We start from the raw sequence: 13,491 nt of genomic DNA on the forward strand, positions 1-13,491 counted from the left end.
CGCGTATGGGCGGCGCTGCGCGATATTCCGCCGGGCGCCACGATCAGCTACGCCGAGCTCGCCGCACGCATCGGCGCGCCGAGTGTCAATCGGCATCGAAAATTGACCCCCGATCGGCGTTCAAAATTGACCCCCTTTTGGCGTAGGGCGGAACGCGAGCGCTCGCCCCGGCGGAGCTGGCGGGGTTGCGCAGCCGGGGCGAGTGCGTTTCGGTTCGCGATGTGATCGGGAAGCGTCAGGCGCGGTTCTTGAAGCGCCAGCTTTCGTTGCCGGTCTCGACTGTCGCAATGGTGGGTGAGGCGATCGAGCAGCGCGCTGGTCATTTTCGCGTCGCCGAACACGCTCGGCCATTCGCCGAATGCGAGATTGGTAGTGATGATGATAGAGGTGCGTTCGTAGAGCCGGCTGATCAGATGGAAGAGCAATTGTCCGCCAGATTGCGCGAAGGGCAAGTAGCCGAGCTCGTCGAGTATGATGAAGTCCATTCTCGTGAGATATTCCGCGAAGCGTCCCTGACGACCTCCTCGCGCTTCGGTCTCGAGCCTGGTGACGAGTTCGACGGTGTTGAAGAAGCGGCCGCGTTTTCCAGCGCGAATGCAATTTCTTGCAATCGCTATCGAAAGATGGCTCTTCCCCGTACCGGTTCCACCGACGAAAACACAATTACGTTGTTGGTCGAGGAAGCCGCCGTTCGAGAGATCGCGCACCAACCCTTCATTGATCGGCGTACCGTTGAACTGGAAGCCGTCGAAGTCCTTCGCCAGCGGCAATTTGGCGATCGTCATCTGATATTTGATGGAGCGCGCGTGCTTTTCGGCGATTTCCGCCTCGAGAAGATCGCCGACGATGCGTGGCGGCTCATGCTGCCTCTTTATGCCACTCGACATCACCTCGTCATAGGCGTTCCTCATGCCGAAGAGCTTGAGCTCTCCCATGAGATCGAAGAGCTTGGTGCGTTCCATCAGCCTGTTCTCCTCAATTGATCATAGCGGGCGCAGTCGGCGAGCGGCATGTGCAGCAGCATCAACGACTCGGGCGTCGGGATCGTCGGCGGGGGCGGCGGCTCGCGCCGGCGGGCGAGAATGTTGAGAATGACGTCGGCGGAATGGACGCCTTGGCCGAGCGCCTCCGCGCAGGCGGCTTCCACCGCGGTCAATCCGTCCTCGACGACGGCGGCCAGAACCTTGACCATCTGTCGATCGCCATCATTGCTGCCGGCGAGCTTGCGCCGCACGCGCTCGATCGCTCCCGGCAACACCCAGTCCTTGAACGGCGCGCCGTTCCGTAGCGCGCCGGGCTTGCGCGCGAGAACTGGCACATAATGCCAGGGATCGAAGATCGTCGCGCCGCGCCCGAAGGCCCGAGCATGTTCGGCGACCACCCGCCCTTTTTGGCGGAAGACGATGCGGTCGGCGTAGGCGTGGATCTCGACCGGGGCGCCGACGGCGCTCGCATTGACCGAGTATTTATTGTTGTCGAAGCGCACGAGGCAAGTCTTCGACACCGACGCGGTCAGCTCGTGGAATCCGTCGAACCGCCCGCGCAGCGGAACGAGCTTCGGGCGCTCTTCTTCGAATGCCTCCCAGACCGTCTTGTCCGCGATTTCCGGATGCGGATGAGCCTTGGCGTAGGTGACGCATTTATCGAGAAGCCAGGCGTTCATATCGTCGTAGGTCTTGAACCGCAGGCGCGGCGTGAAGAACCGCTCCCGCGCCAGGCCGACTTGATTTTCGACCTGGCCTTTCTCCCAGCCGGACGCTGGCGTGCAGGCGACCGGCTCGACGAGATGATGGCTGCACATTTGCGCGAAGCGACGATTGAACTTGCGCTCCTTGCCGACGAAGATCGTCTCCACCGCCGTCTTCATATTGTCGTAGATGCCGCGCGTGCAGGCGCCCCTGAAGAAGGTAAAGGCGCGATCATGCGCGTCGAAAACCATCTCCTGCGTCTCACGCGGATAGGCGCGAACGAAAGGCATGCGGCTGTGGCACAGACGCATGTGCGCCACCTTCACGGTCGTCGTCACGCCGTCGAGCACAACGATCTCGTGGCTCCAGTCGAACTGGTAGGCTTCGCCCGGCTCGAAGCTCAACGGCACATAGGCGGCCGCCGTCGCCGCGCCTTGCTCGCTGCGCCATTTGCGCGAGTAGCGACGCACAGCGTCATAGCCGCCCGCGTAGCCCAGGCCGCTCAGATCTTCGAAAATACGGATCAGGGTTAGCCGCTCGCGCGGCGCCTTCTTCTCGTTCTCCGCGAGAACCTCATCGAGCTTGTCCGACCAAGGCCCGAGCTTGGGAAACGGCTGATTGTCGCGCTCGTAAGCGAAGGACGTTGCCTCCGACCGCAGCGCCTTGCGGACCGTGTTCCGTGAAATGCCCAGATCGCGAGCGATCTCCTTGATCGTCTTGCCCTTGACGAAATGTTCGCGACGGATTCGTCCGATCGTCTCCACAATCAACATCCCCCACCACCCGCCGTTTCAACCAAAACGGGCGGACTGTCCGGACTTCACCAGAGGGGGTCAATTTTCAACGCCGATTCCCCTCGTATGGGGGTCAAACTTGCACGCCGAATAACATCTTCTGCTCTCCGAACTGGGCGATCCCTTCGCCGCTGCCCTGGCGGCGCAGGACGGATCTGGTGCGGGCGCCTGGAGCACAGGCAGCGACGACGCACCGATCCTCGAAGAGATGGTTCGTGCCTTCTGCCGAGGTGGCGACCAGCTTCACGCGATCGAGCGCCTCATCACCCGTATGGAGGCGACCGGTGGCGGCGAAGCCGATCCTATTCCGGCAGAGTTCCGCGCGCTCTGGGACACTTTTCGGATCGCCCTTGCGACCGGGGGAGCGAGCTCATGACCGATGAACGGTTTCGCGCCGAGACGCCACTTGCGCCCCTCAAGGTCTTCCAGCGGCGCACCGTCGATTACGTCTTCGACCGCCTCTATGGCCAGGACAACCCCGTCCGCCAGTTTCTGGTCGCCGACGAAGTCGGCCTCGGCAAAACGATGGTTGCGCGCGGGGTGATCGCCCGCATGATCGAGCATCTGTGGGACACGACCAAACGGATCGACATCCTCTACATCTGCTCGAACCAAGCGATCGCCGCGCAGAACCTCAACCGGCTGAATGTACTTGGACGGCGCGAATTGACTCTGCCGACCCGTATGACCCTGGTTCCCCTGCAACTGCGCGGCCAGGCGGGCCTGGACGCCAACAAGGTCAACTTCATCAGCCTGACGCCTGGCACCACCTTCGATCTGCGCTCCGCGACGGGCGTGACGCAGGAACGCGCCTTGCTGTTCCATCTCCTGCGCGACCTCGTTACGCGCCCGCGCGGCCTGCACAACCTGTTGCAGGTCACGGCCGGCGTCGAGGGTTGGAACCGCGCTGTGGACAACCTCACCCTCGAAGGCGTCGACAAGCGCATCATCGAGCGTTTCCGCCGCGACGTGCAGGCGGATCGCGACCTCTTCGAGGAACTCGAACGGATTTGCGAACTCTTCCCGCGCCGCCGGGACACCTATCCCGCAGAAATGACACAGCCCCGCAACAGCCTGGTCGCCCGTCTCCGCGCCAAGCTGTCCCACGCCTGCGTGGATGCGCTGCAACCCGACCTCATCATCATGGACGAGTTCCAGCGGTTTCGGGATCTGCTGCATGGCGACAGCGACGCGGCGATCCTCGCGCGCGAGCTGTTCGACTACTCGGGAGGCGACGGGCACGCCGCCCGCACCTTGCTGCTTTCCGCCACACCCTACCGGATGCTCACGCTCGCCGGCGACGAGCCCGACGAAGGCGACCACTATCAGGACTTCCTTGAGACCCTGAGTTTCCTCTACGGCCGGGAAAAGGGGCCGGAGGTGGCAGCCACGCTGGCGCGTGAAATGCGCGCCTTCCGCGGCCTCCTGCATGCCCTGCCACAGTCACATGCCTCAGCGGTCGAAACCCGCCAGACCATCGAGCGGCGCCTGCGCCGTGTGATCGCCCGAACCGAGCGGGTCGCATCCACAGTCGAGCGCGACTCCATGATGAGCGAGCCTCCCATCACGGTCTCGATCGCGCCCGCCGACCTCGCGCAGGCATCCGCCGTTTCTCAGGTGGCGCGCACGCTTGATGCGCCGGAGATCATCGAATACTGGAAGTCTTCGCCCTATCTGCTCAATTTCATGCGCCACTACAGCCTGAAGCGGCTGCTGGAAGACCAGATCGACGCGCCTTCGGCCGTGCTCCGCACCGCAATCCAGGCGGCTCGACCGGCCATGCTCGATCACGACGCCATCGACGCCTATGCGCCGCTGGACCCGGCCAACGGTCGCATGCGCGCGATCATGGACGACATCTTCGGCCAGCATCTGGAACAGAACCTCTGGATACCCGCCGCCATGCCCTATTACGGCGAGGCGCGAGCCGGGGCGCCGCTGACCAAGGCGCTGATATTTTCGTCCTGGTCCATGGTGCCCGATGCGATCGCAGCCCTGCTGTCCTACGAAGCCGAACGGCGCATGGGCGTCGGCGAATCCGGCCGGCGCTATTTCGAGCAGCATCGCCTGCGTCCCTTGCAGTTCCGGCAGGATCATGGCCGGCTCGCGGGTCTGCGCGCGCTGCTGCTGATCTATCCCTCGCCGGCGCTGGCCGAGCTGGCCGATCCGCTGGCGGTGTTCAGCGAGACGGGGGTCGCCTTGTCGCTGGAGGGAATGCGCTCCGCTGTGGGCGACCGCCTCAAGCCCGCCCTCGGTGCTTTGAAGGAAGGCGCCGTGTCGCATCAGGACGCGCACAGCGCCGAGTGGGCCGCCCCAGCCGTGATCGATGACCTGCTGGGCGCGCGATCCCGCGCCTGGCTGGAAGCGCCCCACGGCATGCGCGCCCTGGCGAGCGAAGACGCCTTCCACGATCATGTCGCCGAACTGGCGGCAGCGGTGAAGACGCACGACATCGGCGCTTTGTCCGACGATCTTTCGGACCTGCTGGTTGACGTCGCGCTCGGCAGTCCGGCCGTCTGCGCGCTTCGCGCCCTCAAGCGGATCGCGCCCGAGCTGGCGTGGGATGACCCACGCTTGCTCAGCGCCGCCGCCGAAGTCGCCTGGTCGTTCCGGGCGCTGTTCAATCAGCATGACGCGGTCGCCTTGCTGCGACGGGATACCGACGATCACTACTGGCGCCGCGTGCTGGCCTATTGCGCCCAGCACAACCTACAGGCCGTCCTGGACGAATACGCACATTACCTCGTCGATGCCGAAGGTCTCGGAGCCCGCCCAGCCGACGACCGCGCAATCGGTGTCGCTCGCGCCATGGCACAGGCCCTCGCTATCCGCCCGTCGCAGATCGACGTCGATGACGTGCAGGTCGATGGAGAGTCCCTCGCCATCAGCAAGTTCCAGATGCGCGGACGCTTCGCGATGCGGCTCGCCGATTACAAGGACGAAGACGGCGCCGTCGCGCGGCTCGGAGGCGTGCGTGACGCCTTCAACTCACCGTTCCGGCCGTTCGTTCTCGCCACCACGTCGGTCGGCCAGGAAGGGCTGGACTTCCATCCCTATTGCTATCGCGTCTATCACTGGAACTTGCCAGGCAACCCGGTGGACCTCGAGCAGCGCGAAGGCCGCGTCCACCGCTTCAAGGGCCATGCCGTGCGCCTCAACCTGGCCGAGCGCCAGGCCGCGGTCGTGAGGGGCCGTGGGCAGGCTCCTGACGATCCGTGGAAGCTGATGTTCGAGCACGCGCGATCCGAGGCGGCGGTCGACACCGATCTCATCCCCTATTGGATCTACGAAGGTTCCGTGCGCGTCGAACGGCGCGTGCCGATGCTGCCGTTCAGTCGGGAAGTCACGCGACTCGCCTGGCTCAAACGCAGCCTCACGGTCTATCGACTGGCCTTCGGTCAACCACGGCAGGACGATCTGCTCGACTACCTGCAAACCCTGGCCGGCGACGGCATGGACTCCAACTTGCTTGCAGATCTGCAAATTCGGCTTGAGCCATAGGTGTTCGACAGGTCAGCGTGATGACCTCACCGCGCCTGGCTCCAAATGCCCTTTGCGAGCGGGAAGACCACTCCGCATCCCCGCCTATTTATATCCCCCACCATCCGCCTTCCCTACGCCTGACGATTGATACTTCCCTGGCCACTTCCGCGCGCTCATGTTCGGTCGTGCAGGAGCGTGCGCCATCGAAGCTCGGCCAGCGTGTCGGTGGCTCTGAATGACCAACGCATTACGAAATGCGTCTCGCGCTCGACCATCAACGATCATCAGCGGCAGGTCTCCTGCCGAAGGAGGGCGTATGTCAGAGACCACATTCCTCACGCCGGAAGAGGTGGCCGAACGCTATCGTGGCAGCGTTTCCGTCGGCACCCTTCGGAACTGGCGTGCGATGAAGATCGGGCCATCATTCGTAAAAATCGGCAAAGCGGTGCTCTACCGGATCGACGAGCTTGAGGCGTGGGACGACAGGAATCGTGTGCAGTGCCGCGCCCCGAAGCGAATTGAGCAAAGCGCCATGGATCGAGCTTGATCGCTCAGCACAAATGGCGGGCGCGCCGGTTGGCGCTCCCGACGCGCCCGCGCGCCCGCCTTCAGTTCATGCGAGGCGAACCGCCCCTCATGCGGCTGGACCATATGACGGCCAGCCTGGTGGGCCTCATGCGGGTTCGCCGCCATTCCCACCGCCATGCTTAATCCGCCCCACGGTGCGGCTTCTCCCATGGTCCCCGCGCTTATCGGGTCCGGGTCCCCATATCTGACTCAGGCGCTCGGCGTTTCCGCGATCGGGCCGAGCGTGTCGATCTCGGCGATCTTCTGAAACTCGCTGAGTTAGTCCTGCTGATGGGTCGCCAACCAACGGACCACGCGATTGTTCGCAAGGAGCTTGGCGACGTATCCAGCCGCCGTGCGATCAAGCAGCTCATGCGTCAGACGGATGCGAGCGAGAGGACCGTGAAGCATTGGCTCTCAGCGCAGCACGGGCCGGATACGGTGTATTTCCTGCGCCTGGTGGTTTCGTCGCCCGTCATCAGGGCCTTCGTTCTCGGCCTGCTCGAAGGCCCGGCGGCGATCCCGTTGACCGGCTGGCCCGGTGGATCGCATATCGCTCGCCAGAGCCCGTGAAGCCTATGCGGTGTTGATTTCCACTGAGAGCTGACCCAGGCAGCACGAGTTTTTCCACCGAGAACTGACCCATGTTCGAACCTTTCCCCCTCGACCGTCGTGGGGGACCTTGGAGTGATCGACATGGAGTTATTGAGCGTCATCCGACGCTGGCGATATCGGCAGGAGTTTTCGATCCGGGAGATTGCGCGACGCACGGGGCTGTCGCGCAATACGGTGCGCAAATACCTGCGCTCGGACAGCGTGGAGCCGGGGTTCGCCACGCCCGATCGACCGAGCCGGCTCGATCCGTTCGCCGACAAGCTGGCGCACATGCTGCGTCAGGAGGCCGCAAAATCGCGCAAGCAGAAGCGGACGGTCAAGCAGTTGCACGCGGATCTGGTCGCCCTCGGCTACGACGGCTCCTACAATCGCGTGGCGGCGTTCGCGCGCGAGTGGAAGGCGGCGCGGCATCGGGAGCAGCAGACCTGCGGGCGCGGCGCGTTCGTGCCGCTGACGTTTCTGCCCGGCGAGGCGTTCCAGTTCGACTGGTCGGAGGATTGGGCGATCATCGCGGGCGAGCGGACGAAGTTGCAGGTCGCCCAGTTCAAGCTCTCCTACAGCCGTGCGTTCTTCCTTCGCGCCTACCCGCAGCAGACGCATGAGATGCTCTTCGACGCCCACAACCACGCCTTCCGCGTGCTGGGCGGCGTGCCCCGGCGAGGCGTCTACGACAACATGCGCACCGCGATCGACAAGATCGGGCGTGGCAAAGAACGCCAGGTCAACGCCCGCTTCGCCGCGATGGTCAGCCACTTCCTGTTCGAGGCCGCATTCTGCAATCCGGCCTCCGGCTGGGAAAAGGGGCAAATCGAGAAGAACGTTCAGGATGCTCGTCATCGCCTCTGGCAGCCAATCCCGAGCTTTCCGTCGCTGGCGGCGCTCAACGACTGGCTGGAGGCGCGATGCCGCGAGCTGTGGGCCGAGATTCCGCACAGCGCGCAGCCGGGGACGATCGCGGAGGCTTGGCGCGAGGAGGTTCCGCAACTGATGCAGCCTCCGCGGCCATTCGACGGCTTCGTCGAACACACCAAGCGGGTCACGCCGACGTGCCTGATCCATCTGGACCGCAATCGCTACAGCGTGCCGGCTTCATTCGCCAATCGCCCCGTCAGCGTGCGGGTCTACCCTGAGCGCGTCGTCGTCGCCGCCGAGGGGCAGATCGTGTGCGAGCACGCCCGCGTCTTCGCCCGGTCGCATGACGACAAGAGCGTGACGGTCTACGACTGGCGGCATTATCTCTCCGTCATCCAGCGCAAGCCGGGCGCGCTGCGCAATGGCGCGCCCTTCGCGGAACTGCCGGTCGCCTTACGGACGCTGCAACAGCGCATGCTCGAGAAGCCGGGAGGCGACCGTGAGATGGTCGAGATTTTGGCTCTGGTCCTACAGCACGACGAGCAGGCCGTGCTGACCGCCGTCCAATTGGCGCTGGAGGCCGGCGCGCCGACCAAGACGCACATCTTGAACCTGTTGCATCGCTTGGTGGACGGCAAGCCGGTCGACGCGCCGCCCGTGAAACCGCCCAACGCGCTGACGCTCACCACCGAGCCGCAGGCCAATGTCGAGCGTTACGACGCGCTGCGCAAGGGTCGGGAGGCGCGCCATGCGTCATAATCCCGCCGCCGGCGCCATCGTCATCATGCTGCGCAGTCTCAAAATGCACGGCATGGCGCAAGCCGTCAGCGAGCTGACCGAGCAAGGCTCCCCGGCCTTCGAGGCCGCGCTGCCGATCCTGTCGCAACTCTTGAAGGCGGAAACCGCCGACCGGGAGGTGAGATCGATCGCCTACCAGCTCAAGTCCGCGCGGTTCCCGAACTATCGCGATCTCGCCGGCTTCGACTTCGCCAGCAGTGAGGTCAACGAGGCGCTCGCGCGCCAGCTTCATCGCTGCGAGTTCCTCGAGGATGCGCATAACGCCGTCCTGGTCGGGGGACCTGGCACGGGCAAGACGCATCTGGCGACAGCGATCGGCGTCCAGGCGATCGAGCATCACAGAAAGCGTGTGCGGTTCTTCTCCACCGTCGAGCTCGTAAACGCGCTCGAAGCCGAAAAGCACCAAGGCAAGTCGGGCCAAGTCGCGGCGCGGCTCGTTCATTCCGATCTCGTCATCCTCGATGAGCTCGGCTACCTGCCGTTCAGCGGCTCCGGCGGGGCGTTGCTGTTCCATCTGCTGAGCAAGCTCTACGAGCGAACCAGCGTCATCATCACGACGAATCTGAGCTTCGGCGAATGGGCCGCCGTCTTCGGGGACGCCAAGATGACGACGGCTCTGCTCGATCGCCTCACTCACCGCTGCCATATCCTCGAAACTGGAAACGACAGCTTCCGGTTCAAGGACAGCTCGGCGAAGGCGGACAAACCTGCAAAGGAAAAGACCAAAACTTGACGACCGACTGAGCCGCAAGCCATCTTCAACCCGGGTCACTTCTCAATGGAAATCCCGGGTCAAATCTCGACGGAAATCTACACCCGAGGGCTCCGCCGAATCGGTGGGCTTGAATTGTGAGGCGGAAAGGATGAAGTTCGGTGCCGTGCGTGACGTGAACTCGCTGAGCGCGCTGATGATCGCCCGTGACGATCACGATAGCGCACTAAGCGCAGCTCCCAAACCCCGGCACCACCTTCAGCGGTTCTTCAAAAAAATCATTGAATATCAAAATGATAATGAACACAGTGGGATGACGCATAATCACCCGTCCGGCGATCCGACGCCTTCCACCGCCGACATTCGCATGACGCTGGACATTATCGCCATAGCGCAGCCTTTCGGCATCGCCGTGCACGACCATCTGATCGTCGGGCGGAATGGGCATTCGAGCCTGAAAGGGCTGAAATTCATTTGAGGCGCCGCCTCAAAACTCGATTCCGGCCTGCGCCTTCACCCCGGCCTGGAAGTGGTGCTTGACCATTGTCATCTCGGTGACGAGATCGGCCGCCGCGATCAGCTCCGGCTTGGCGTTGCGGCCGGTGACGACGATGTGGAGATCGCCGCGCCGCGCCGTCAGCGCCGCGATCACCTCATCGAGCGGCAGATGCTCGTAACGGAGCGCGATCGACAATTCGTCGAGCACGAGCAGCCGAATCGACTTCGAGGCCATCAGCTCCTTCGCCTTCTCCCAGGCGCGCCGGGCCGCCGCCTCGTCGCGGGCGCGGTCCTGCGTCTCCCAGGTGAAGCCCTCGCCGAGCGTGTGCCAGGCGAGCAGCCCGTCCTCGCGGCCGAGCCTCTCGAGAATGCGCCGCTCGCCCGTGTCCCAGGCGCCCTTGCCGAATTGCACGACGCCCACCGCGAGCCCATGTCCCATCGCCCGCAGAGCGAGGCCGAAGGCCGCGGTCGATTTGCCCTTGCCGGGGCCGGTATGGACCATCAGCAGGCCTTTTTCGGCGATGCTCTTGCCGGCGACCTCGGCGTCCTGCACGGCCTTGCGCTTCTCCATCTTCTCACGATGGCGGCGGGCGGCGTCTTCTTCGAGCGGCTTGCTGGCGTCGGTCATGATTTTAATAAAGCGCAGGGCTAGCCATCTGTCGAGATTGCCGTCAGCAACGACCGAAGCGCTGGGATTTCTTCCGTCGCTGTCTTCCATAAGATATTGCAGTCGATGTCGTAATAGGCGTGAATCAAACGATTGCGCATCGATGTGATCTCGCGCCAGGGCACAGAGGGCGCGGCGGCGCGAGTCTCGAGACTTACTTTGGATGCCGCCTCGCCCATGATTTCGATCGCGCGAGCCAGCGCGAAGGTGAGCATTCGATCCCTGTCGAGATCGCTGCGCACACGGCCCACGATGAAACGGCCGGCGTCTTCCGCAGCCTCGATCATATGGCGAATTCGTATCACATCGTCAGGCGGCATACTGAATCTCGGCCTTGCGTACGACGTCCTCACGAAAATATCGGCTGAGATCCCCGGCCGTTCGCAGGTCGATGGTCCGTCCGCCGAGCAGTTCGGACAGTTCCGTCTCGATGCGGGCCATTCCGAGCAGCCCCGGCTCGCGATCCGGCTCGAACTCGACCAGGAGATCGATATCGCTGTCCGGCCGAGCAGAGCCTGAGAGCTCGGAGCCGAACAAAGAGAGCCTGAGGATGTGATGCCGACGGCAGACGGCGGCCAACGCGTCCAGGTCGGGGAAGACCAGGGCAGACATTCGTCAACTCCTCGTAGCCGCGCCGTTTGACGGCGCCCGAGCGCCAGATTATGACTGGTTGCGACGGTCCTCCGCAAGGAGGCGAAGAGGGAATGCGGTATGGGGCTCGCCCCTGATCCGCGGCTGCCCCCGCAACTGTGAGCGGCGAGCGCGCGCCCGTGATGCCACTGGGTCAAAGCCCGGGAAGGCGGCGCGCGCAGCGACCCGTGAGCCAGGAGACCTGCCGTCGCCCGAAACCATTGAGGCCGCCGGTGGGGCGGCGAGGAGCAGAACATGACCACGAAGACCCTTTCCGCCGCCGCGATCGTCTCCGCCAGCCGTCTCGAGATCCTGCGCGCTGCGCTGGTCGTGTTCACGCTCGGCGCCGGGCTCGTCTATCTCGCCGGCTTCTCTTATGCGAGCGTCGCGCATAACGCCGCGCATGATTCGCGCCATTCGCTCGGCTTCCCCTGCCATTGACGCAGCGGTGATCCAGCGACTCCTCGCGGTCGGCCTTTTGGCCGGCCTTCTCGCGGGGCTAGCGGTCGCGGCCCTGCAGAATGTCACCACGACTCCGCTGATCCTCGCCGCCGAGGTCTATGAGACCGCGGCCGAACAGGCTCATGCCGGAGTCGAGGCGCATCAGCACGCGCACGCCGTCGAGCCCGCTTGGGAGCCCGCGCCGGGCCTCCAGCGCACCGCCGCGACCAGCCTCGCCACCAGCGTCACCTCCATCGGCTACGCTTTCGTGCTGCTGGCTCTGATGCTGCTCTCCGGCGAGACGATCGAGCCCAAGCGCGCCGCGCTCTGGGGCGTCTGCGCTTTCGCCTCCACAGGCCTCGCCACCAGCCTCGGCCTCGCGCCGGAGCTGCCCGGCAGCGCCGCCGGCGATCTCGCCGCGCGCCAGCTCTGGTGGATCGGCACGGCGGCCGCGACCGGCGCCGGGCTCTTCGCCGTGCTGCGCGTCGAGCGCCCGCTCGTAAAGGCGCTCGGCGTCGCGCTGATTCTCGCGCCGCATCTCATCGGCGCGCCGCAGCCGCCCGCGCCGGAGAGCACCGCGCCGGCCGAGCTGGCCGCGCGTTTCGCCGCCGCTTCGCTCGCCATTCATGCGCTCACCTGGATTCTGGTCGGCGCGGCGGTCGGCTTCGTCTGGCGCCGTCTCCCGACAAAGACCGGCGCGGAGGCCGCGGCGTGAGCGCTCTCGCCAAAATCCCCGCCACCATCGTCACCGGCTTTCTCGGCGCCGGCAAGACGACGCTGATTCGCCATATCCTCGAGACGGCGCGCGGCCGCCGCCTCGCGCTCATCATCAACGAGTTCGGCGATGTCGGCGTCGATGGCGACATTCTTCGCGCCTGCGGCGTGGAGAATTGCCCCGAGGAAAACATCGTCGAGCTGGCCAATGGGTGCCTCTGCTGCACCGTGGCCGATGATTTCGCGCCGGCGATCGAGGCGCTGCTCGCGCATCCGAACCGGCCCGAGCACATCATCATCGAGACCTCCGGCCTCGCTCTGCCCAAGCCTCTGGTCAAAGCCTTCGAATGGCCGACGATCCGCCCGCATCTCACGGTCGATGGCGTCATCGCCGTGGTGGACGGCCCGGCGGTGGCGGCGGGCCGCTTCGCCGATGATCTCGACGCCATCGCCAAAGAGCGCGCCGAAACCCTCGCGATCGACCACGACAATCCGCTGGAAGAAGTGTTCGAGGATCAGCTTCTCTGCGCCGATCTCATCGTGCTCAACAAGACCGATCTGCTGAGCGCGGAAGACGAAGCGCAAGTCACAGAGCAAATCCGCGCCACCGCGCCCCGCGCGGTAAAGCTGCTGCGCGCCAGCGAGGGCAGGCTCGATCCCGCCATATTGCTCGGCCTCGGCGCGGCGGCGGAGGACGATCTCGCCAATCGCCCCTCTCACCATGATACGGAAGAGGGCCATGATCACGATGATTTCGAGAGCTTCGTCGTCGAGATCGCCGCCGCGCGCGATCCTGGCGAGCTGATCGAGCGCTTGGCCCGCGTCGCCGAGGCGCATGACGTTCTTCGCATGAAAGGCTTCGTCGAGATCGCCGGCAAGCCGATGCGCCTATTGGTGCAGGGCGTCGGCGCGCGCTTTCGTCATCAGTTCGACCGCCCCTGGCGCGCCGATGAAACGCGCGCGAGCCGCCTCGTCGTCATCGGCGAGAAGGGTCTCGATCGCGCGGGCGTGACGGCCATGCTGACGAGCTGA

General features: G+C 64.7%; 13 protein-coding genes, 3 pseudogenes and 1 riboswitch. Of the genes and pseudogenes, 10 read left to right on the forward strand and 6 right to left on the reverse strand.

All coding sequences use genetic code 11. The features are described 5' to 3' along the window. The first annotated feature begins 42 nt into the window (after positions 1–42). Positions 43–225, forward strand: a complete 183-nt coding sequence (locus tag K369_RS25340; protein ID WP_245278147.1) for a hypothetical protein — start codon at positions 43–45, stop codon at positions 223–225. Positions 226–235: 10 nt separating this feature from the next. Here K369_RS25340 and istB (K369_RS05450) read toward each other — a convergent pair. From istB (K369_RS05450) to K369_RS26195, 3 genes and pseudogenes are all read right to left on the reverse strand, one after another. Further along, positions 236–962, reverse strand: a pseudogene (gene istB, locus K369_RS05450) (IS21-like element helper ATPase IstB). Further along, positions 895–2,461 (reverse strand): annotated as a pseudogene (istA, locus tag K369_RS05455) (IS21 family transposase). Before istA (K369_RS05455) ends, istB (K369_RS05450) begins: the two co-directional pseudogenes overlap by 68 nt. A 94-nt stretch (positions 2,462–2,555) precedes the next feature. Next, positions 2,556–2,729, reverse strand: a complete 174-nt coding sequence (locus K369_RS26195; protein WP_156967742.1) for a hypothetical protein — start codon at positions 2,727–2,729, stop codon at positions 2,556–2,558. A gap of 125 nt (positions 2,730–2,854) precedes the next feature. On the opposite strand from K369_RS26195, the gene K369_RS05460 reads away from it, so the two are divergent. From K369_RS05460 to K369_RS25355, 6 genes and pseudogenes are all read left to right on the forward strand, one after another. Beyond that, on the forward strand, positions 2,855–5,983 hold the full coding sequence (locus tag K369_RS05460; protein WP_036288943.1) for a helicase-related protein: 3,129 nt from the start codon (positions 2,855–2,857) through the stop codon (positions 5,981–5,983). 298 nt (positions 5,984–6,281) lie between these two features. Then, positions 6,282–6,512: an AlpA family transcriptional regulator gene (locus K369_RS05465; protein WP_036288946.1), complete on the forward strand. Its 231-nt coding sequence runs from the start codon at positions 6,282–6,284 to the stop codon at positions 6,510–6,512. Between the two features lie 311 nt (positions 6,513–6,823). Next, positions 6,824–7,105, forward strand: a complete 282-nt coding sequence (locus K369_RS05470) for a hypothetical protein (RefSeq protein WP_198033049.1) — start codon at positions 6,824–6,826, stop codon at positions 7,103–7,105. Positions 7,106–7,228: 123 nt separating this feature from the next. Continuing rightward, a complete protein-coding gene (gene istA / locus K369_RS05475; protein WP_156967678.1) occupies positions 7,229–8,758 on the forward strand; it encodes an IS21 family transposase in 1,530 nt (509 codons plus the stop codon). After that, positions 8,748–9,530 (forward strand): IS21-like element helper ATPase IstB, encoded by a 783-nt coding sequence (gene istB / locus K369_RS05480; RefSeq protein ID WP_036286363.1) that lies wholly within the window; start codon positions 8,748–8,750, stop codon positions 9,528–9,530. The genes istA (K369_RS05475) and istB (K369_RS05480) overlap by 11 nt, the downstream gene beginning before the upstream one ends. A gap of 292 nt (positions 9,531–9,822) precedes the next feature. Beyond that, positions 9,823–9,987 (forward strand): annotated as a pseudogene (locus tag K369_RS25355) (JAB domain-containing protein); the annotation flags it as partial. A gap of 9 nt (positions 9,988–9,996) precedes the next feature. On the opposite strand, the gene cobO reads toward K369_RS25355, so the two are convergent. Genes cobO through K369_RS05495 form a run of 3 tightly spaced genes read right to left on the reverse strand, consistent with a single transcriptional unit; the run spans position 9,997 to position 11,286 of the window. Next, a complete protein-coding gene (cobO, locus tag K369_RS05485; RefSeq protein WP_036288948.1) occupies positions 9,997–10,635 on the reverse strand; it encodes a cob(I)yrinic acid a,c-diamide adenosyltransferase in 639 nt (212 codons plus the stop codon). 20 nt (positions 10,636–10,655) lie between these two features. Continuing rightward, entirely contained in the window at positions 10,656–10,994 is a 339-nt protein-coding gene (locus K369_RS05490; protein WP_036288950.1) for a DUF86 domain-containing protein, read from the reverse strand. After that, on the reverse strand, positions 10,984–11,286 hold the full coding sequence (locus K369_RS05495) for a nucleotidyltransferase family protein (RefSeq protein ID WP_036288953.1): 303 nt from the start codon (positions 11,284–11,286) through the stop codon (positions 10,984–10,986). Before K369_RS05495 ends, K369_RS05490 begins: the two co-directional genes overlap by 11 nt. Before the next feature lie 47 nt (positions 11,287–11,333). Continuing rightward, positions 11,334–11,529, forward strand: a riboswitch (cobalamin riboswitch). Positions 11,530–11,559: 30 nt separating this feature from the next. Between K369_RS05495 and K369_RS05500 the strand changes: the two genes are divergently transcribed. The 3 genes from K369_RS05500 to cobW are packed head-to-tail and all read left to right on the forward strand — an operon-like array spanning position 11,560 to position 13,491. Beyond that, positions 11,560–11,745, forward strand: a complete 186-nt coding sequence (locus tag K369_RS05500; RefSeq protein ID WP_036288956.1) for a CbtB-domain containing protein — start codon at positions 11,560–11,562, stop codon at positions 11,743–11,745. 7 nt (positions 11,746–11,752) lie between these two features. Beyond that, positions 11,753–12,460 (forward strand): CbtA family protein, encoded by a 708-nt coding sequence (locus tag K369_RS05505; protein WP_036288960.1) that lies wholly within the window; start codon positions 11,753–11,755, stop codon positions 12,458–12,460. Next, the gene (gene cobW, locus K369_RS05510; RefSeq protein WP_036288962.1) at positions 12,457–13,491 is read left to right on the forward strand and encodes a cobalamin biosynthesis protein CobW; all 1,035 of its coding nucleotides are present in this window, start codon (positions 12,457–12,459) and stop codon (positions 13,489–13,491) included. Before K369_RS05505 ends, cobW begins: the two co-directional genes overlap by 4 nt.

Origin of the sequence: Methylosinus sp. PW1, assembly GCF_000745215.1 — a bacterium.
In the GTDB taxonomy this organism is placed as follows: Bacteria; Pseudomonadota; Alphaproteobacteria; order Rhizobiales; family Beijerinckiaceae; genus Methylosinus.